This is a genomic window from Flavobacterium circumlabens (genome assembly GCF_004345565.1).
GTDB classification, from domain to species: domain Bacteria; phylum Bacteroidota; class Bacteroidia; order Flavobacteriales; family Flavobacteriaceae; genus Flavobacterium; species Flavobacterium circumlabens.
In genome coordinates, this window is record NZ_SLWA01000001.1 from 112,819 (window position 1) to 132,074 (window position 19,256).

Genomic DNA, 19,256 nt, shown 5'->3' on the forward strand with positions numbered 1-19,256 from the left:
TATATAAATATTAAAATCTTAATAATTCGATTAATAGTGGCATTTACCGCATTCTAAACCTCCCATTTGCGCTGCAGTCAATTTTTCTACACCGTATTTTTTAGAAAGTTCAGCATGAATTTTATCGTAATATGCATTTCCTTCCATCTTAACATCGGTTTTTCTATGGCAATCAATACACCATCCCATTGTTAATTTAGAATATTGCTTCATGATCTCAAATTCCTGTACCGGACCGTGACAAGTCTGACATTCAACACCTGCAACAGAAACGTGCTGAGAGTGATTGAAGTAAACAAAATCAGGAAGATTATGAATACGAACCCATTTTACCGGCTGCGTTTTTCCTGTATAAGCTTGTTTGGTCTTATCCCAACCAACCGCATCATATAGTTTTTGGATCTGAGCATCGTAAAACGCTTTGCTGTACTCAGGAGTAGCCGTAGTTTCAGCAACTTCAGAAATATTTTTATGACAGTTCATACAAACATTCAAAGAAGGAATACCAGCATTTTTACTAACACGAGCAGCAGAGTGACAATATTTACAATTGATCTCGTTATCACCAGCGTGAATTTTGTGAGAATAATGAATTGGCTGAATTGGCTCATAATTCTGATCCACACCTACTTGCATTAAAAATCCATATACAAAATAACCACTAGCCAAAAGCAAGAATATAGAAGTCACTAATACCAGGAATTGATTTCTGGCAAACGCTTTCCAAATTGGTGTTCTGGCCTCTTTAGGAGCGACTACAATACCATTATTACCAGCAACCTTAGTTAATACTTTGTTCACCATGAACAACATTACCACTAAAATAGCCATTACAAGAGCAAGAGCCCCTAAAATGATATTGTTAGAAATACTTCCACTTTCAACGTTTGTTCCAGGAGGAGTAGCAGCACCACCGGCAACTACAGCAGGCTCAGCTTTTACTTCAGAAGTATAAGCGATAATATTATCAATATCACCTGTTGATAATTGAGGAAAAGCAGTCATAACAGACTTATTGTTTTCTTCAAATAATTTAACTGCAACAGCGTCACCTGACTTAATTACTTCAGAACTGTTGTGCACCCACTTGTAGATCCAAGCCATTTCATGCTTAGCAGCAACTCCTCTTAAAGCAGGACCTGTTGATTTTGCATCTAATTTGTGACATGCAGCGCAATTTGCATTAAAAAGTTCCTTTCCTTTTACTGGATCACCACCTGCAGTTGCAGCCGGAGCAGCAGCTTCAGGCGCTGCAGGAGCAGCAGCATCTTGAGCAAATGAAGTTAGGGAGAAAATTAACGTTAGCGATAAGCTAAGTAATAATTTTCTTGAGATCGAATTATGGTTACCCACCTTTTTCATATAGTATAAAATTATCTACTAATTTTTGGTATGATTTTTTCTGTATTAAAACAATAAAAACCGAACACCTTCTTTTAAAACTTGCACAAAAATACGACTTATGAACTATTCTCAAAACCTTAAAATACTCTTAAATATCAATTTATATCAATTCTAAATAATATTGAAATTTTCAATATAAACTTTAAATACTATTTTTGCATAAAAACCATCACATTATGAGAATTTTAACCCCCACTAAAAGAGTTTTCTTAACATTAGCAATGCTAACTTTAGCTTATAATATTAATGCTCAGGACCAAAATTTAACACTAAATCAAGATCCTAAATTTGAGCAATTACTGAATGACAAACGTAAAATTAACACATCAATAAGTACAAATGACACTTACAGAATTCAAATTTTTAGCGGAAAAAGCGATGAAGCCAAAAAAACGCTAACCGATTTTAAAAGAGAGTTTTACACAATTGACGGCACTATAATTTTCAACACGCCAAACTACAAAGTACTTGTAGGTAATTTTAAAACCAGAATCGAAGCGGAGAGAAACTTAGCTGAAATCAAAAAGAAATATAAAAGTGTTTTTTTATTGAAACCTGGCAAGTAATCACTGAACAAATTATAGCGAATCATAAAAAAAAGCAACTCTATTCAGGAGTTGCTTTTTTTTGTATTGATTAGATTAAAAATAGTATTATTTTAAATTATTAAGTTCTTCCTGCTTTCGCTTGTGTGTTTCCCCTCCTATTGCCGAACACTCGAGGAATGGCCTATCGTCTTCGGCTAAATAAAAATCTATTATTACTTCCTTTTTATTATAGATATTAATATAGTTTGTCTCGACAGGTCGATACAGAAAAGCAAAAACCTCTACATAAAAAAACTCATCCTCTTGATTTCTAGTTTTAAACGAATATTCTCCTTGATCTGTCGTCATAAATTCAAAACAACCTACTATCAATTTTGCAACACTCAAAGGTTTCTCAGTTTTTAAATCATAAACATGTCCCCGTATTGTGACATAATGAGCATCATCATTTTTTAATTTTTCCTCACTTACAACTAAATTGTACCCTCCCTTGTTATTATTTGGAATTAATTTCTTTTGTGCAAAAGACCCTCCACTTATAAAAAAAAAGCAGGAAAACATTAAAACAATAAATTTATTTATTTTCATAATGAAACAAATTAACAACCCGTTTTTATTCCTTTTTGTGGTTTAACTTTACCCAAATCATCATATCCACTTAACTCAATTTGAAGAGTATTAGATATTCTTTTCCTATCTGCCTCGGGTAATTTCTTAAATTCATCCGTTTCTTCAAGACCACCCCAAGCCATATCCTGATAAAACTGCTTATCTAATTTATACCCTTTATCAATGCCATAATTTTCTAAAGCAACGCTAATTGAATTTATAAGGGTTCTAGCTATTTCTTCATGTTGCGCTTTGTTAAAAGTACTCTTACCCCATTCTTCAAGCATTTGAGGATAGGTTGCTGCCATATCTTTGTGATTACGTATATAATAGGTTGTCAAATAAGAATGAATTGATTCATGAAGCATTGTTTTTGCCCAAGACAACTCTGTTGCATTAGTATAGGACACAACATCAAAGACCGTTTTAATACCTGTATTTGCATTATAAGAATTAGCTAATGTATGTGCCGGAACGTCTGGACTCGTTTTTCCTTGCTCCATTGTCCAATTATAATTTGCAGACCAGGGATCACCTGTAAATTTAGCAATCATATTCCCAGGACTAGCCCCCATCTTTTTTAGATCATTAAGAATTTTCTTCAAACACGGAGGCAATTTAGAATCATCAATCTTATCATCAAATGCTTTTATATATTGTTTCCCGAAATAAGCGGCATAAGCAATACCCATTGCAGAACCATTGTTTTTGCGTTCGCACAAACTGATAATTCATCCTTGTATAAGCATCATTTGTTACGGGTGCTATGTGGGTGTTTTTAACAACAACCTCTTTTAATGGAACAGGATCCTTAATATAAGCCGAAGGAATATTTACACGCGTAACAATTCCCTTCTCCAATTTAAAACCACTAAGCACCTCTTAAATTAGTAGAATAGATACGACCCGTAAATTCCCCATTATCATTGGGAGCCCTGGCAGTCACAGAAGCTTTTCTGCTTTCAGATATGCGGTGGAACAAAACTGTCTGCACTTCTCCATCTATTTTGATTTGCAAAATTTCTGTCTCTACTCCTTCCAATCCAGTCGTAGCAGTTGCAATATTTAATTTAGCATCTGTATCTGTTACATCCACTTATTCTAAAGAGGACAAATCTATTTTTAGATCAATATTAGTATCTACTGCTTTTTTGTTTAATTGTTCATTATTTAATTCATTAAAGAAATCAAACGATTTTTTCAGAGGCAATGTTTCCAGTTTGGCTGATTGAAAGTCTAATTCGGTTGTTACAGCGCTAGAATCAAGAGGCTCATCACTACAATTAAACATAAAAAATGTTATCACTAAGATAAAACTAATTTTTAAGAATGGTTTGGCTGGCTTTTTCATCTTCATCTCAATTTATTGTTTTTTGTAAATATAAATATTTTCAAAATAAATAAGATTTTTCATATGTTAATTTTAAAATAAAAAGAAAAAACTTATAAAAATGAATTCAGGTATTTTAAGCCCTAAAACAAGTTAGAGTACTACTAAACAAAAAAAGCCTCAACTTTCATTGAGACTTCATCGGTAATTATTTCATTTGAAATTGCAGCAATCCTTAGTTTACCACTTTAATTCCATCAGCTACAAATCGAATCTCTTCTTTTGGTGCTGTAATGGCATCTATTTCTGATTGCGGTTTTTTAGCATCTTTTGCATAATGCTTTAGCTCTTCAACGGAGGTGATATTTTTCTCGGCGACACCTTCTAAAACAACATTTTTCCCTTTTAAAGCTGTCGGCACAAAAAAAGCATAATCCTTCATTTTAACAAAAAATGGATTCCCTCCTTCTGTTTTAATTGTGAGCCAGCATCCTCTTTTTTCACAAACGTCGGTTACCACTCCTTTTACGGCAACATTTTCTATCCTTTTCGAATCCTTTAATCCGCTTTCCAGCTTATCAACCGGGATCGCTTTATTTTCAGATACTTTAGAAACATCGGCTCCATAATAATCTCCCACTAAAGCATTCCCTTCCGGCGGAGATTTTTTCTCTACGGCTTCTTGGGAAAAGGACAAAGTAGAAATACTTACAAAAAGAAGTACTGTATATATTAATCGTTTCATAGTCAAATAATTTTAATCAAAAATAATATTAAAATTTGAAATAAATAAAAATATTCCTGCATTTGAAAATAATGATCTGGCACAAAAATATAAGAACAAAAAAAGTCCCAACAAAAGCTGGGACTTTAAAATATAATTATTGAATTTTATTTCAATTTCTTTTTGATAGCAACTTCGTGGTAGGCTTCAATAACATCTCTTTCTTCAATGTCATTGTAACCTTTAATCTGAATACCACAATCGTAACCTTTAGCAACTTCTCTCACGTCATCTTTGAAACGTTTCAATGCTACAAGTTCACCTGTATGCACTACTACTCCTTCTCTGATAACTCTAATTTTAGAAGTTCTCATAATTTTACCATCCATAACCATACATCCTGCAATAGAACCTACTTTAGAAATTTTGAAAATCTCACGGATTTCAGCAGTTCCTAAAATTTCTTCTTTCATCTCCGGAGCCAACATTCCTTCCATCGCATCTTTTAAGTCATCGATAGCAGCGTAGATAATAGAATAGTAACGGATATCGATTTCTTCCTTATCTGCCAATTGTCTTGCATTTCCGGCAGGACGAACGTTAAATCCAATGATAATTGCATCAGAAGCAGAAGCCAACATAACGTCAGTTTCGGTAATTGCTCCAACACCTTTATGGATAATATTAATCTGAATTTCTTCTGTAGAAAGTTTAGAGAACGAATCTGATAATGCTTCAACAGATCCATCAACGTCCCCTTTAAGGATTACGTTCAATTCTTTAAACTGTCCAAGAGCAATACGACGACCAATTTCGTCCAGCGTAATATGTCTTTGTGTACGTACAGATTGTTCACGCATTAATTGAGAACGTTTAGATGCAATTTGTTTTGCTTCTTTTTCATCTTCAAATACATTGAACTTATCCCCTGCAGTAGCAGCTCCGTCTAAACCTAAAACCGATACAGGAGTTGAAGGACCGGCTTCTATAACGATATGCCCTCTTTCATCATGCATGGCTTTAATTTTACCATGATGTTTACCAGCTAACATATAATCCCCAACTTTTAAAGTTCCGTGTTGAACTAAAATTGTTGACACATATCCTTTTCCTTTATCCAAAAACGCCTCAACAACTGTTCCCTGAGCTGCTTTGTTTGGATTAGATTTTAAATCTAAAATTTCAGCTTCTAATAAAACTTTTTCTAATAATTCTTTTACTCCTGTTCCCACTTTTGCAGAAATATCGTGTGACTGAATTTTTCCACCCCAGTCTTCAACAAGTAAATTCATACCAGCCAAACGCTCTTTGATTTTCTCAACATTAGCATTTGGTTTATCAATTTTATTGATTGCAAATATAATTGGCACTCCTGCAGCTTGTGCGTGAGAAATGGCTTCTTTTGTTTGTGGCATGATATCATCATCCGCAGCAACAACAATAATAGCAATATCGGTAACCTGAGCTCCACGTGCACGCATCGCGGTAAACGCCTCGTGACCTGGTGTATCTAAGAATGCGATTTTCTGACCATTATCTAAAGTTACCCCGTATGCTCCAATGTGCTGTGTAATACCTCCGGACTCACCAGCGATAACATTTTCTTTACGGATATAATCCAGTAAAGATGTTTTACCGTGATCGACGTGACCCATTACAGTAACAATTGGTGCTCTAACTACTAAATCTTCTTCTCTGTCGGCAACTACCTCAATAGCTTCTTCGATATCAACTGTTATGAACTCAACTTCGTAACCAAATTCATCAGCTACAATCGTTAAGGTTTCAGCATCTAAACGCTGGTTCATGGTTACCATGATACCAAGAGACATACAAGTTCCAATTACTTTAGTAATCGGCACATCCATCATGATTGCAATTTCACCAACAGTAACGAATTCTGTAACTTTAATAGTTTTACTTCCTTCATCAATGGCTCTTTGCTCCTCATCAGATTTCTGACGGTGTGTATCTCTTTTATCTCTTCTGTATTTAGCCGCTTTTGATTTTCCACCTTTACCCTGAAGTTTTTCAAGAGTCTCTCTAATTTGGTTTTTTACTTCCTCTTCAGTAGGCTCAACTTTAGCAACAATAGCAGGACGGTTTCCTTTTACAAAACCAGGTCTTGCGCTTCTGTTAGCATTAAAGCCTCCACCACCGGTATTTGGTGTAATTTTATTAGGATTTGGTGTTCCCGGCGCATTACCTGTAGCAGGTTTTGGCGCCCCCGGCGTTCCTGGTTTAGGAGCAATTCTTTTACGCTTATTTTTGTTAGCGTTATTTCCTGCACCCGGAGCTCCCGGTTTATTTGGAGTTATCTTAGGATCTTCTTTCTTTTTCTTAGGTTTGTTAAACTGAGATAAATCAATTGTCTGACCTGTAAGTGTCGTTCCTGATAACTTTTGATATTGAGTAGTGATCGTCTCTTCTGCAGTTGAAGGATCAGTTGATACAACCGGTTCCTGAGCTACTTTTGGTCCCGAAGTTTCGGGATTCACTTTTACTTCTTTTTTCTCTGTAATAATAGGTTTTTCAACTTTGTTCTCGGTAACTACAGGAGCTACTGGCTCAGGCTGTACTACTTCTTTTTGAACAGGTTTTTCCTCTTGAGCTGGAGTAGCAGCAACAACCTTAGGTTCTTCAGCTTTCACTGGCTCCTCTACAGGAGTAGCAACAGCCGCAGGCTTCTCGGGTTTCTTTGGATTTAAATCTATTTTACCAACCTGAACAGGCCCTGTAACAACAGCTTTCGCTTTTATAACTTCTTGTTGTTTTTGGCGCTCTTCGTCTTGTCTGCGTTTGTCCTCAATTTCTTTCTCACGTTCTACACGTAATGCTTCTTTCTCTTTTCTTTTCTCTTCTCCTACCTCTTTAGAAGCTTCCTTATTCCCCTTATCGCCCGCAAATTGGCTTTGTAGGATATTAAATTCGCTATCAGAAATTTTTGCATTCGGATTTGCGTCAATAGCAATTCCCTTATCTTTTAGATAATCAACAGCTCTTTCTAACGAAATATTTAATTCCCTTAAAACCTTGTTTATTCTTATTACTCTCTCTTCAGACATATAACCTTTTTATTATTACCTTTTTCGTTGTGTTGTTAGAGCAGATAACTAACTATCAAACTCTTCTTTTAGTATTTTCATCACATCAAGAATAGTTTCCTCTTCTAAATCTGTTCTTCTTACTAAGTCTTCTACTTCTTGTTTTAAAATACTTTTTGCAGTATCTAACCCTATTTTAGCAAATTCTTCTATTACCCAGTCTTCGATTTCATCTGAGAACTCTGTTAATTCAACATCGTCTTCATCTGCAGTTGCGCCAGCAACATCTCCTTCACGAATAACATCTAATTCGTAACCTGTCAGCTGACCCGCTAATTTTATATTATGACCACCTCTACCAATAGCTTTAGAAACCTCTTCTAATTTCAGGAAAACTTCAGCTCTTTTATTTTCCTCATCAATTTTGATAGAAGAAACTTTTGCAGGGCTTAATGCTCTTGTAATAAACAATTGAATATTACTTGTATAATTGATTACATCGATATTTTCGTTTCCTAACTCACGAACAATTCCGTGAATACGGGATCCTTTCATACCAACACAAGCTCCAACAGGATCAATTCTGTCATCATAAGAATCTACCGCTACTTTCGCTTTTTCACCCGGAATACGAACTACATTTTTAACTGTAATTAAACCATCAAATACTTCAGGAATTTCTTGTTCAAATAATTTCTCCAGGAACTTTTCAGAAGTTCTGGACATAATAATCTGAGGTTTATTTCCTTTTAATTCAACGCTTTCAATGATTCCACGAACATTATCTCCTTTACGGAAAAAGTCAGATGGAATTTGTTTTTCCTTTGGAAGCACAATCTCATTTCCTTCATCATCAACTAAAATAACAACTCTTGGACGTACGTGATGTACTTCTGCGGTGTAAATATCGCCAATAATATCTTTAAATTGCTTATAAAGATTCGTATTATCGTGTTCATGAATTTTAGAAATTAAGTTTTGACGCAAGGCCAAAATAGCTCTTCTTCCTAAATCTATCAATTTAACTTCTTCGGAAACTTCTTCACCAATTTCAAAATCCGCTTCAATCATTCTGGCTTCAGTCAGGGTAATCTCTTCGTTTTCAAAATCCAGATCTTCATCAGCAACGATTACTCTCCTTCTCCAGATTTCCATATCTCCTTTATCAGGATTTATAATAATATCGAAGTTATCATCAGAACCGTATTTTTTCTTCAATGCATTTCTAAACACGTCCTCTAAAATTGCCATAAGCGTTACACGATCAATAAGTTTATTATCTTTAAACTCTGAGAATGAATCGATTAATGCTAAATTTTCCATGCGAATTCTTTAATTAAAATGTTACTGTAACAATTGCCTCTTTAATTTCTGTATAAGGTATTTGTTGCTCTTTTTGAACTGTTTCTTTTCCTTTTCCTACTTTTTTCGGTTCTCTTGCTTTCCAAGACAAAATTATAAAAACATCGTTAGCTTCCACTAATTCTGCTTCAATTTTTTCAGTATTTGTAGTAACAATCAACGTTCTACCAATATTTTTAATGTATTGTCTGGTCAATTTCAAAGGAGATCCTACTCCAACCGATGCTACTTCAAGCGAAAAATCCTGTTCTTCACGATCCAGATTATTCTCGATTGCACGACTAATATCGATACAATCCTGCAACGCCACTCCATTATCTCCGTCTAAACCTACACTAATTTTAAAAGAATCCGAAATAGACAAATCAATCAAAAAGATCGATGGCTTTTCCAGAAGAGCTTCTGTAATTAATGTGTTTACTTTTTCTTTAAATGTCATAATTTTATAAAAAGAGGGGACACTTAGTCCCCTCATTATTTAGATTTTAATAAATAACGGTGCAAATATAGTGTTTTTTTTATAAATCAAAATAAATAGATGGCGAAGAAAATATTTCTTATCTTTATGTAAGCATTAAAACAAAGGAAATTCACATTATTTAATCCCGAAAATTATGAAACGAATTCTACTCCCTACTGACTTTTCAGAACACGCTGAAGACGCCTTAAAAGTTGCTGCTCAAATTGCCAAAAGAAATGATTCTGAAATCATCATTTTACACATGCTCGAACTGCCACATCAAATGAATGACGCCATTACAGGAGGCGCAAGCATTCCGGAAACTATGCTTTTCATGAAAAAAGCCAACGAAATGCTTGACGAAGTTTCTGCCAGACCTTATCTGGACGGAGTTCCCGTGACTGAAATCGTAAAAATGGACAAACCGATACACGGCATCGCACAAGTAAGCAAAGATTACGAAATAGATTTAATCGTAATGGGGTCACACGGCTCTTCGGGTGTCGAGGAATTACTGATAGGATCGACTACTGAAAAAGTAGTTCGAAATTCAGAAATTCCGGTTTTAGTGGTCAAAAAAGACATTTCTAATTTCAATCCGGAAAATATTGTTTTTGCGTCAGATTTTTCAGATGAAACCAAAAAACCGTTCGAAAAATTTCTAAACTTCACTAAATTCTTCGACTCAAAAATACATTTAGTTACTATTTGCACACCCAATAGTTTTAAACCTACCCATACGAGCGAAAAAGCCATGAATGAATTTGTTGCGGAATTCAATCTGACCAACTATTCTACTCATATTTACAATGACACTAATATCGAAAAGGGAATTATAAACTTCTCCAATTCCATAAATGCGGACATTATTGGAATGTGCACACACGGAAGAACGGGATTTGCTCATTTTTTTAACGGAAGCATCAGCGAAGGCTTGGTAAATCACGCTATAAAACCGGTGATTACTTTTAAAATTTAAATAAAATCTCCTATTTACTATCCTAAAGCTTCTCGTCTGAGGGGCTTTTTTTTATTACCTACCCAATCAAAACATGAGCTTTTAAACAAAGTTACATTGAGCTTTTCAACAAAGCCGACTCTTACATTCCTGCCGACCTTTGTCAAATAAAATCATAAATAAAAAACAACATGAGAACAATTGACAAGATTTACATCAACGGAGAGTTTGTAACACCAAAAGGAAAAGATCGTTTTGATCTTATTAGCCCCACTACCAATAAAAAACTAGGCGAAGTAGTTCTAGGAAACAATGAAGATACCCTTGCAGCAATAGACGCAGCAAAAAAAGCCTTCAAAACTTTCTCTAAAACTAATACAGCAGAAAGAATTACGTATTTACAAAATCTGCAGGCTTCCATCGAAAAAAGGAAACAGGAGTTTATTGATATTACAATTGAAGAATACGGCGGGACTTTTCAATTTGCCACAGTCAGCTACCAGTACATGCTAAATAGTTTTGCTTCGGCAATCAAACTTCTAAACACTTATTCTTTCAACAAAACAATGGGTGAATCTGAAGTTCAAATGGCTCCTGTTGGCGTCGTAGGGATTATTATTCCGTGGAACTCGAGCAACGGTTTTATTTGCGGAAAATTAGCAACTGCAATTGCTGCGGGCTGTACAGCAGTAATTAAACCAAGTGAAATGAGCGCCCAGCAAACCCAATTGATCCTGGAATGCTTTCACGAAGCCGGATTACCAAAAGGTGTGTTTAATATAGTGAACGGACTTGGCGAAGTTGTTGGTGCAGAGATTAGCCGTAATCCTGATATTGCAAAAATTTCATTTACCGGCTCTACTGTTGTGGGAAAATTGATTGCCAAAGAATCCGTTAACACCATGAAACGCATTACATTGGAACTAGGCGGAAAATCACCGAATATTATTCTTGACGATGCCGATTTATCAAAAGCAATTCCGATGGCAATAGCTGCGGCTTTTATGAACAACGGGCAGGCTTGTATTGCAGGAACGCGTTTATTAGTACCTGAAAATAAATTAGAAGAGGTAAAAAAATTAGTGAAAGCTGTGGTATCAAAAACAATTGTTGGAGATCCGAAAAACGAAACTACTGCCGTAGGCCCGATGGTTAGTAAAAAGCAATACGAACGCGTACAAAATTACATCCAGATCGGGATTGATGAAGGCGCTGAAATACTGATTGGCGGATTAGGAAAACCTGAAGGATTAGAAAGCGGCAACTTTGTAAAACCAACCGTTTTTATACATGTAAATAATCAGATGAGAATTGCAAGGGAAGAAATTTTTGGACCTGTTTTATCTATTATCACTTATAAAACAGAAGAAGAAGCCATCGAAATCGCCAACGATACGACTTACGGATTACAAGCTTATGTAAGTTCTGAAAATGAGGACAGAGCGTACAGCGTTGCTTCACAAATAAATGCAGGACGTGTTCAGGTTAATATACTCAGCCACGATCCGATGGCTCCTTTTGGCGGATTCAAACAATCCGGAATTGGCAGGGAATTCGGAATTTTAGGCTTAGAGGCTTATTTAGAACCCAAAACATTAATCAGAAAATAATAATTTCAGACACAGAAAATTTTACAACCTAAATTCTCTGTGTCTTTTTAGTAACTTTACGGTATGTCATCCATCAAAGCAAATACAAAACCCAAAATTTTATACTCCTGTTATTATGCGCGTAGTCGCGAAGGAGAACATTTTATACCCGAACATGTGTTCAGCTATCAGATATCAGGCGAAATGATTGCTGCTGACGGAAAAAAATCCTATCACTCCAAACCAGGTGATTTTCGGATCAGTAAAAGAAATCATTTGGCCAAGTTTGTGAAAATTCCGCCGGAAGGAGGTGAATTTAAAGTCATATCGTTGTTTCTGGATCAGGAAATTCTGCGTGAAATCTATCAGGAATATCAATTTAAAATTGAAAAGAAACCTCAGGAAGCTGCAATAATTTCCTTAAATCCACATCCGCTTTACCAATCTTTTATGACTTCGCTCCTGTCTTATCTGGAAGTTGAACAGGAAAACAATGAAGTTTTATTTAATTTAAAAATCAAAGAAGCGGTTCATCTTCTACTCAAAGTAAACCCCGAACTTAAAGATATTTTATTTGACTTCAACGAACCCGGGAAAATTGACCTGGAAGCTTTTATGAACAGAAACTTTCATTTTAATGTACACTTAAATCGTTTTGCGTATCTCACCGGAAGAAGTTTAGCGACTTTTAAAAGGGATTTTCAGAAAGTTTTTCAGGAAACACCCCGACACTGGCTTCTGGACAAGAGACTTCAGGAAGCGTATTATCTTATTAAGGAAAAAGGAAAAGCACCTTCTGAGGTTTATATTAATGTTGGTTTTGAAGACTTATCACATTTTTCATTTTCATTTAAAAAGAAATTCGGAGTGGTTCCGTCTTCTTTATCAAATTCCAAATTTTAAAATTTCAAATTCCAAACTGTGTAAATTAAAAAACATTACGCAGATAACACCACCTCTTAAAAACACCTAAAATTGAAATAAAACGTATTAAATTCATGAAGAATATCCAGAAATTGGAATTTTAAAAATTGGAATTTATTTAAAAAAACTTTATTCCATAAAAAAAGCCTCTCAGTTGAGAGGCTTTTATGTTGGTCTACAAGGACTCGAACCTTGAAAGACTGCACCAAAAACAGTTGTGTTACCATTACACCATAGACCAGCAATGCTGTTAAGCGAGTGCAAACTTAAATCTTTTTTTTAGTTTGCGCAAATTTTTTAGCGCATAAAAAAAGCCTCTCGATTGAGAGGCTTTTATGTTGGTCTACAAGGACTCGAACCTTGAAAGACTGCACCAAAAACAGTTGTGTTACCATTACACCATAGACCAGCAGTGCTGTTAAGCGAGTGCAAATTTAAAGCTTTTTTTAGTTTGCACAAACTTTTTGATAAAAAAAAATGATTTTTTTTCATTTTATCTCCTTAAAAATCCGCAATCTTCACGCAAGTATTTCACAAACAATATATTACTCATACTAAATACTTTTGTAGAATTTTTTGTTAATGCCCTATTCTTTACGCAAAAAAACATTTTCTTTGTAGGATAGAAAACAAACAAAATTTTAACATCTAAATATGGCACAATTCAATTTCAATAAATGGAATACAATTATTGGTTGGTTTGCATTTGCAATCGCTTTAATTACTTATACACTAACTGTTGAACCTACAATGAGCTTTTGGGATTGTGGCGAATATATTGCTACAGCGGCCAAATTGGAAGTTGGTCACCCGCCCGGAGCTCCTTTATTTCAAATGATGGGCGCTTTCTTTGCCATGTTTGCCATAGACAATCAGCATGTAGCCGTAATGGTAAATATGATGTCTGTTTTCTCAAGTGCCTTTACGATTCTGTTTCTGTTTTGGTCTTCTTCTATGATTTTGAAAAAAATTATAGCTCGTTTTGCTGAAATCGATCAAAATAATTCAATTGTCATCTTAGGAAGTTCTTTTGTCGGAGCTTTGGCCTTTACTTTTTCAGACAGTTTCTGGTTTAATGCCGTTGAAGCCGAAGTTTACGCAATGGCTTCTTTATTAATTGCCTTACTTTTCTGGCTTGGACTTCGTTGGGAACAAGACATGGACAAACCAACAGGAAACAAATGGTTATTGGTGATTTCACTTGTTATCGGTCTTTCGTTTGGAGTTCACTTCATGGCTTTGCTTACAATTCCTTCAATAGGATTTTTATACTATTTTAAACACTACGAAAAAGTTACAATCAAAAACTTTCTAATAGCCAATGTTGTTGTTATCGGTGTTTTGTTGTTTATCTTCAAATTACTTTTACCCTTAACAATGGCTTTCTTTGGAAAAACGGAAATTTTCATGGTAAACAGCATGGGATTACCTTTTAATTCAGGAACCATTTTTGTGCTTTTACTGTTTATCGCTTTCTTTTATTTCGGATTAAAATACACCAGACAAAAAGGGCTTGTTTTCTACAACACTATCATTCTTTGTGTCTTATTTATTTTAATAGGTTTCTCAACCTGGATGATGTTGCCGGTACGTGCTAATGCCAATACGGTAATTAATGAAAACAAACCATCGGATGCTACAGAGGTTTTAGCGTATTACAACCGTGAACAATATGGTGTAAATCCATTGTTTTACGGGCCTCAGTATACTGAAGTTTTTGCTGGTCTGGATGCTAAAACACCTTATTTGGACAAAAATCCAAACTACGAAAGAGATTATAAAACCGGTAAATACATTATTACCAACAATTATAAAAACGCGGAACAAAATACAGATGACAATCAAAAAACCATTCTTCCAAGAATGTGGAGTACTGAAACAAGTCACATTCAGAACTATATCAGTTTTACAAATCCTCCGAGTTTCAAAATAAATCCAAATTATCCTTACGAAGATGATTTGGCGAAATACGGAATCGACGCCAGTCAGTTAAGCGAAGACGAATACAATAAAGCTACTGCCCAATTGCGCAATGAAGTAGAAAAAACAGTTTCTGAATTCAGAAAAGCGTATGCTCAAAAACAAATTGACAACGAAGGTTACACCAAATTCCTGAAAAGTTATGGTGATTATCTAATTATTGAAAAACCATCTGCAGTAGACAACTTTAGTTTTATGTTCGAATACCAATTTGGATATATGTACTGGAGATACCTGATGTGGAACTTTGTCGGACGTCAAAACGACATTCAGGGGAAATACGATAATCTAGACGGAAACTGGATTAGTGGAATCAAACAATTGGACTCCTTACACCTTGGTTCTCAGGACAATTTACCTTCGGATGTACTAAATAACAAAGGAAGAAACGTTTATTTCTTCTTACCTTTTATTTTAGGACTGATCGGACTTATGTATCACGCTAACAAAGACCTTAAAAGTTTTTATGTCCTTTTAGCCTTATTCCTATTCACCGGAATTGCCCTGAAAATTTACCTGAACGAAAGACCTTTCGAACCTCGTGAAAGAGATTATGCCCTTGTAGGCTCCTTTTATGTATTTGCGATCTGGATAGGATTTGGCGTATATTCTTTATACGAAAGCATACAGAAATACATTGCACCTAAGCTTGCCGGCCCGATCATTATAGCCGCAAGTTTACTGGCAGCTCCTGTTTTAATGGCTTCTCAGAACTGGGACGATCATGACAGATCCGGTAAATATACTGCTGTAGCAATGGCAAAAGCGTATTTAACTTCATGTGATAAGGATGCTATATTATTTACCATTGGAGACAATGATACGTTCCCGTTGTGGTATGCCCAGGAAATCGAAGGGGTGCGAACAGATGTAAAAATCGTAAATACAAGCCTTTTTATGACGGACTGGTACATTGATCAGATGAAAGCCAAATCGTACGAATCTGAACCACTGCCAATATCATTTACACATGCCGAATATGTGGGTGACAAACTGGATTATGTGGCTCACATTCCAAAAATAGAAACGCGTTGGAACATTAATGACTTTATCAGTTTTATTAAAAATCCAAAATCAACTGTAGGTCTACAAAATGGACAAACCATTCATTTTTACCCAACTAATAAAATCAGGGTTACTGTTGACAAAGCTTTAATTATTAAAAACAAAGTGGTCAACCCAAAATACAATGATTCTATTGTTCCTTATATGGACATTAACATTAAGGGAAGCGCGTTATATAAAAACCGCTTAATGATGCTGGACATACTGGCAAACAATAACTGGAAGAGACCGATCTACTTTAGCGGAGGTGCTTTTGATGACGAAGATTATTTATGGCTGAAAGACTATTTACAACTGGATGGAATGGTTTACAAATTAGTTCCTGTCAAAAACACGCCATCAAAAGACGGCGGACCAATGGACATGGGGCAAATTGATGCCGATAAAATGTACAATATTGTAATGAAATGGGACTGGGGTAACAGTGACAGCAATACCATATATCACGATCCTGAAACAAGAAGAAACAGTATCACCTACCGTACCAATCTGTCTCGTTTAATGAATCAGCTTATTGAAGAAGGTAAAATTGACAAAGCTAAAAACGTTATCAATTTAGCCATGACAAAAATGCCTCTGGACAAATTCGGATATTATTCATTAGTTGAACCTTTTGCCGGAGGATACTATAAAGTGGGAGAAAAAGCAAAAGCACAGGATCTGCTGAATAAACTGGTTCAGAAATACAAAGAAGAACTAAATTATTACGCAACTTTAAGCGCTTCTGACCAAACTGACTTAGCCATTGATATTATTACTGAAATTGAGCGTTACAGAAGCTTATTGGAAGTAATGAAAGACAACAACGACAACGCGTTCTATGAAAAACATAAAGTAACTTTTAATACTTATGTAAATGTTTTCGAACGCTTTGGAAGAGAAAAGGAATAAAATACGAAAAACTTTGCAATTAAAAAAATGTAGCGCTGTTAGATAAATAGCGCTACATTTTTTATTTTTACATATCACTAAATCATTTTTGAAAAATGAGCTTCTATTGGGTAAAAACTAACACATTCATTAAAAGGGTATTTTCTAAATATTGTTGGGATATCCCGAACAATGAAAAGAAAATATACCTCACTTTTGATGATGGCCCAACGCCCGAAATTACGGACTGGGTTTTATCTGAATTGAAAAAATTTGATGCAAAAGCTACCTTTTTTTGTATCGGAAAAAACATAAAAGCGAATTCTTCCTTATTTGAAAAACTGATTACCGAAGGTCATTCTATCGGAAATCATACCATGAACCATATTAACGGATGGAAAAGTAAAACCAACGATTATATTGAAAATGTAAAAAATTGCGCTACCGTCCTGAATGAAGAAAAAAACTTAAATCCGCTGATCTTTCGTCCTCCTTACGGGAAGATAAAAAAAGAGCAATCTAAGATTTTAAGAAATTTAGGCTATAAAATAGTAATGTGGGATGTGTTAAGTGCTGATTTCGATCAGAGTATTACCCCTGAAAAATGTCTTGAAAACGTTACTAAAAATGTAAAATCAGGAAGTGTTATTGTTTTTCATGACAGTGTAAAAGCATCACAAAATTTAAAATTTGCCTTACCTAAAACACTGCATTTCCTAAAAGAAAATGGATTTGCTTTTGATATTATTCACTAAAATAATATCCGGAATCTTTTATTATAAGTTAAATTGATCCTGAACAATTCCGATTATTGTATTGGCATCGAGTTCTCCTGACTGTCTCCAGATCATTTGTCCTTCTTTGTAAATCATTAAGGTAGGAAGTCCCTTTATACGCAAGGCTTCAGCAAGTTCCTGGTTTTTATCTACATCAATTTTAATGACTTTGGCCTTATCGCCAAGTGCAGCAGCCACATCCTTGATAACAGGATGCATTGACACAGATGATTCGTTCCAATCAGTATAAAAATCAATTAACACCGGAACCTGAGCATTTATAAGTTCTCCAAATTTTGACATAAAACCAAAAATTTAATTCTTTTAATCTATTAAAAAGAGATAGTTTAATACAAATGTAGCATTTTTAACGAATTAAGCCACATTCTTCCCTTTTTTTAGTTCAATGACCGTTATCTCCGGCATAATACCAACCCTTCCCGGATAGGCATGAAAACCAAAACCACGGTTCACATATACATATCGGCCAAACTCTTCATATAGTCCAGCCCATTGTTTGTAAATATATTGTGCAATACTCCATTTAAAATAGCCCGGTATTTCAATACCAAACTGCATTCCGTGTGTATGTCCGGACAACGTCAGATGAAAGTTTTTAGGATGGTTTTTAATTTCATATTCCCAATGGCTTGGATCATGACTCATTAAGACTTTAAAATCATCCTGAGCTACATTTTGAGATGCTTTATTCAAATCTCCGGCTTTTTTAAAATTCTGCCCCCAGTTCTCTACTCCGATCAATGCAATTTTATCGTCGCCTTTTTGGATGTAAGTATGCTCATTTAGCAATAAATTAAAACCAATCTGACCGTATAATTTTTTGATGTCCTGAAAATTTTCTTCTTTTTGCGTTTCCGATGGCCAGGTAACATATTCACCGTAATCATGGTTTCCTAAAACTGAAAATTTTCCGTATTTGTAGTCTTTTATTCTGTTGAAAGACGCTAACCAGGGATGCATTTCTTTTGCATGTGTATTTACAATATCTCCTGTAAACAAAATCATATCTGATTCCTGCTGATTGATCAGGTCAATAGCATAATTGATTTTCTCCGGATTATCAAAACTTCCACTGTGAACATCCGAAATCTGAGTGATTTTAAAACCATCAAAGGCATCCGGAAGGTCCGGAAAAAATATGGTCTGTTTAATTACTTTAAAATTATACTTCCCTTCAAAAATTCCGTAAATTAAGGAAAGAAAAGGAACCGCAGCCAATCCTAAACCAATCTGACTGATGAATTTTCGCCTTGACGGAATAGCTTCTGAACCACTTGAATTGTATACAAAATAATTTACTATTCCTGCTCCGGCTCTAAAAATATCTTCACCAAACATAATTAGTGTCAGGACAATTTTAGGCACATAAACCATAAGCATCAGGCCAGTAGTAAACATAAACTGTCTCGTCTGTCCAACGGAGCGATCAACCTGCGAAAAAGAATAGATGATAAAAATTAAAAGCAGTACACTTATAATTTGATAACTAACCAAAACCCACCTTAATTTGATTAAAGTTCGAAAGGCCTGGTAAGAATAAAACTCAATAAATAAAAAAAGAGCACATAGAATTATAAAACGAACGATCATTA

17 protein-coding genes and 2 tRNA genes are annotated in these 19,256 nt (G+C 35.1%); 6 read left to right on the forward strand and 13 right to left on the reverse strand.

Annotation, left to right across the window (positions count from 1 at the left end; genetic code table 11):
• Nucleotides 1-30 precede the first annotated feature (30 nt).
• Nucleotides 31-1,362, reverse strand: a complete 1,332-nt coding sequence (locus EV142_RS00450; protein ID WP_132031657.1) for a c-type cytochrome — start codon at nt 1,360-1,362, stop codon at nt 31-33.
• A 218-nt stretch (nt 1,363-1,580) separates the two neighbouring features.
• Here EV142_RS00450 and EV142_RS00455 point away from each other — a divergent pair, with 218 nt between their 5' ends.
• Nucleotides 1,581-1,970: an SPOR domain-containing protein gene (locus EV142_RS00455; protein WP_132031659.1), complete on the forward strand. Its 390-nt coding sequence runs from the start codon at nt 1,581-1,583 to the stop codon at nt 1,968-1,970.
• Nucleotides 1,971-2,057: 87 nt separating this feature from the next.
• Here the strand turns inward: EV142_RS00455 and EV142_RS00460 are convergent, their stop codons facing one another.
• From EV142_RS00460 to rimP, 8 genes are all read right to left on the reverse strand, one after another.
• A complete protein-coding gene (locus EV142_RS00460; RefSeq protein ID WP_132031661.1) occupies nt 2,058-2,540 on the reverse strand; it encodes a hypothetical protein in 483 nt (160 codons plus the stop codon).
• An 11-nt stretch (nt 2,541-2,551) separates the two neighbouring features.
• A complete protein-coding gene (locus tag EV142_RS00465) occupies nt 2,552-3,253 on the reverse strand; it encodes a hypothetical protein (protein ID WP_132031663.1) in 702 nt (233 codons plus the stop codon).
• Between the two features lie 179 nt (nt 3,254-3,432).
• The gene (locus EV142_RS00470) at nt 3,433-3,657 is read right to left on the reverse strand and encodes a hypothetical protein (protein ID WP_132031665.1); all 225 of its coding nucleotides are present in this window, start codon (nt 3,655-3,657) and stop codon (nt 3,433-3,435) included.
• Complete coding sequence (locus tag EV142_RS00475; protein WP_132031667.1) at nt 3,658-3,912, reverse strand: hypothetical protein; 255 nt, start codon at nt 3,910-3,912, stop codon at nt 3,658-3,660.
• 214 nt (nt 3,913-4,126) lie between these two features.
• A complete protein-coding gene (locus EV142_RS00480; protein ID WP_132031669.1) occupies nt 4,127-4,636 on the reverse strand; it encodes a DUF4920 domain-containing protein in 510 nt (169 codons plus the stop codon).
• A 146-nt stretch (nt 4,637-4,782) separates the two neighbouring features.
• A complete protein-coding gene (infB, locus tag EV142_RS00485) occupies nt 4,783-7,680 on the reverse strand; it encodes a translation initiation factor IF-2 (RefSeq protein ID WP_132031671.1) in 2,898 nt (965 codons plus the stop codon).
• A 48-nt stretch (nt 7,681-7,728) separates the two neighbouring features.
• Nucleotides 7,729-8,982, reverse strand: coding sequence for a transcription termination factor NusA (gene nusA / locus EV142_RS00490; RefSeq protein WP_127337718.1), 1,254 nt, complete (start codon nt 8,980-8,982; stop codon nt 7,729-7,731).
• A gap of 13 nt (nt 8,983-8,995) precedes the next feature.
• Nucleotides 8,996-9,460, reverse strand: a complete 465-nt coding sequence (rimP, locus tag EV142_RS00495) for a ribosome assembly cofactor RimP (RefSeq protein WP_164502512.1) — start codon at nt 9,458-9,460, stop codon at nt 8,996-8,998.
• Nucleotides 9,461-9,635: 175 nt separating this feature from the next.
• Between rimP and EV142_RS00500 the strand changes: the two genes are divergently transcribed.
• The 3 genes from EV142_RS00500 to EV142_RS00510 all read left to right on the forward strand — a co-directional run bounded on the left by EV142_RS00500 (nt 9,636) and on the right by EV142_RS00510 (nt 12,931).
• Complete coding sequence (locus tag EV142_RS00500; protein ID WP_132031675.1) at nt 9,636-10,460, forward strand: universal stress protein; 825 nt, start codon at nt 9,636-9,638, stop codon at nt 10,458-10,460.
• A gap of 170 nt (nt 10,461-10,630) precedes the next feature.
• A complete protein-coding gene (locus EV142_RS00505) occupies nt 10,631-12,049 on the forward strand; it encodes an aldehyde dehydrogenase family protein (RefSeq protein WP_132031677.1) in 1,419 nt (472 codons plus the stop codon).
• A 63-nt stretch (nt 12,050-12,112) separates the two neighbouring features.
• A complete protein-coding gene (locus tag EV142_RS00510; protein WP_132031680.1) occupies nt 12,113-12,931 on the forward strand; it encodes a helix-turn-helix domain-containing protein in 819 nt (272 codons plus the stop codon).
• 191 nt (nt 12,932-13,122) lie between these two features.
• On the opposite strand, the gene EV142_RS00515 is transcribed toward EV142_RS00510, so the two are convergent.
• Both EV142_RS00515 and EV142_RS00520 read right to left on the reverse strand, forming a co-directional pair.
• Nucleotides 13,123-13,193 (reverse strand) — tRNA-Gln (locus tag EV142_RS00515).
• Between the two features lie 97 nt (nt 13,194-13,290).
• Nucleotides 13,291-13,361, reverse strand: a tRNA-Gln gene (locus tag EV142_RS00520).
• Nucleotides 13,362-13,606: 245 nt separating this feature from the next.
• Between EV142_RS00520 and EV142_RS00525 the strand changes: the two genes are divergently transcribed.
• The gene (locus EV142_RS00525; RefSeq protein WP_132031682.1) at nt 13,607-16,888 is read left to right on the forward strand and encodes a glycosyltransferase family 117 protein; all 3,282 of its coding nucleotides are present in this window, start codon (nt 13,607-13,609) and stop codon (nt 16,886-16,888) included.
• Between the two features lie 95 nt (nt 16,889-16,983).
• On the forward strand, nt 16,984-17,622 hold the full coding sequence (locus tag EV142_RS00530; RefSeq protein WP_132031684.1) for a polysaccharide deacetylase family protein: 639 nt from the start codon (nt 16,984-16,986) through the stop codon (nt 17,620-17,622).
• A 21-nt stretch (nt 17,623-17,643) separates the two neighbouring features.
• Here EV142_RS00530 and EV142_RS00535 read toward each other — a convergent pair whose 3' ends face one another.
• Both EV142_RS00535 and EV142_RS00540 read right to left on the reverse strand, forming a co-directional pair.
• Complete coding sequence (locus EV142_RS00535; protein ID WP_132031686.1) at nt 17,644-17,946, reverse strand: thioredoxin family protein; 303 nt, start codon at nt 17,944-17,946, stop codon at nt 17,644-17,646.
• 72 nt (nt 17,947-18,018) lie between these two features.
• Nucleotides 18,019-19,254 carry a metallophosphoesterase gene (locus EV142_RS00540; RefSeq protein ID WP_132031688.1) on the reverse strand — a complete coding sequence of 412 codons (1,236 nt, stop codon included), beginning with the start codon at nt 19,252-19,254 and terminating at the stop codon, nt 18,019-18,021.
• Nucleotides 19,255-19,256 lie beyond the last annotated feature (2 nt).

Coding starts and splice junctions, on each gene's coding strand:
- EV142_RS00450 (WP_132031657.1), bottom strand. CDS start 1,362: ATGAAAAAGGTGGGTAACCATAATTCGATCTCAAGAAAATTATTACTT.
- EV142_RS00455 (WP_132031659.1), top strand. CDS start 1,581: ATGAGAATTTTAACCCCCACTAAAAGAGTTTTCTTAACATTAGCAATG.
- EV142_RS00460 (WP_132031661.1), bottom strand. CDS start 2,540: ATGAAAATAAATAAATTTATTGTTTTAATGTTTTCCTGCTTTTTTTTT.
- EV142_RS00465 (WP_132031663.1), bottom strand. CDS start 3,253: ATGGGTATTGCTTATGCCGCTTATTTCGGGAAACAATATATAAAAGCA.
- EV142_RS00475 (WP_132031667.1), bottom strand. CDS start 3,912: ATGAAAAAGCCAGCCAAACCATTCTTAAAAATTAGTTTTATCTTAGTG.
- EV142_RS00480 (WP_132031669.1), bottom strand. CDS start 4,636: ATGAAACGATTAATATATACAGTACTTCTTTTTGTAAGTATTTCTACT.
- infB (WP_132031671.1), bottom strand. CDS start 7,680: ATGTCTGAAGAGAGAGTAATAAGAATAAACAAGGTTTTAAGGGAATTA.
- nusA (WP_127337718.1), bottom strand. CDS start 8,982: ATGGAAAATTTAGCATTAATCGATTCATTCTCAGAGTTTAAAGATAAT.
- rimP (WP_164502512.1), bottom strand. CDS start 9,460: ATGACATTTAAAGAAAAAGTAAACACATTAATTACAGAAGCTCTTCTG.
- EV142_RS00500 (WP_132031675.1), top strand. CDS start 9,636: ATGAAACGAATTCTACTCCCTACTGACTTTTCAGAACACGCTGAAGAC.
- EV142_RS00505 (WP_132031677.1), top strand. CDS start 10,631: ATGAGAACAATTGACAAGATTTACATCAACGGAGAGTTTGTAACACCA.
- EV142_RS00510 (WP_132031680.1), top strand. CDS start 12,113: ATGTCATCCATCAAAGCAAATACAAAACCCAAAATTTTATACTCCTGT.
- EV142_RS00525 (WP_132031682.1), top strand. CDS start 13,607: ATGGCACAATTCAATTTCAATAAATGGAATACAATTATTGGTTGGTTT.
- EV142_RS00530 (WP_132031684.1), top strand. CDS start 16,984: ATGAGCTTCTATTGGGTAAAAACTAACACATTCATTAAAAGGGTATTT.
- EV142_RS00535 (WP_132031686.1), bottom strand. CDS start 17,946: ATGTCAAAATTTGGAGAACTTATAAATGCTCAGGTTCCGGTGTTAATT.
- EV142_RS00540 (WP_132031688.1), bottom strand. CDS start 19,254: ATGATCGTTCGTTTTATAATTCTATGTGCTCTTTTTTTATTTATTGAG.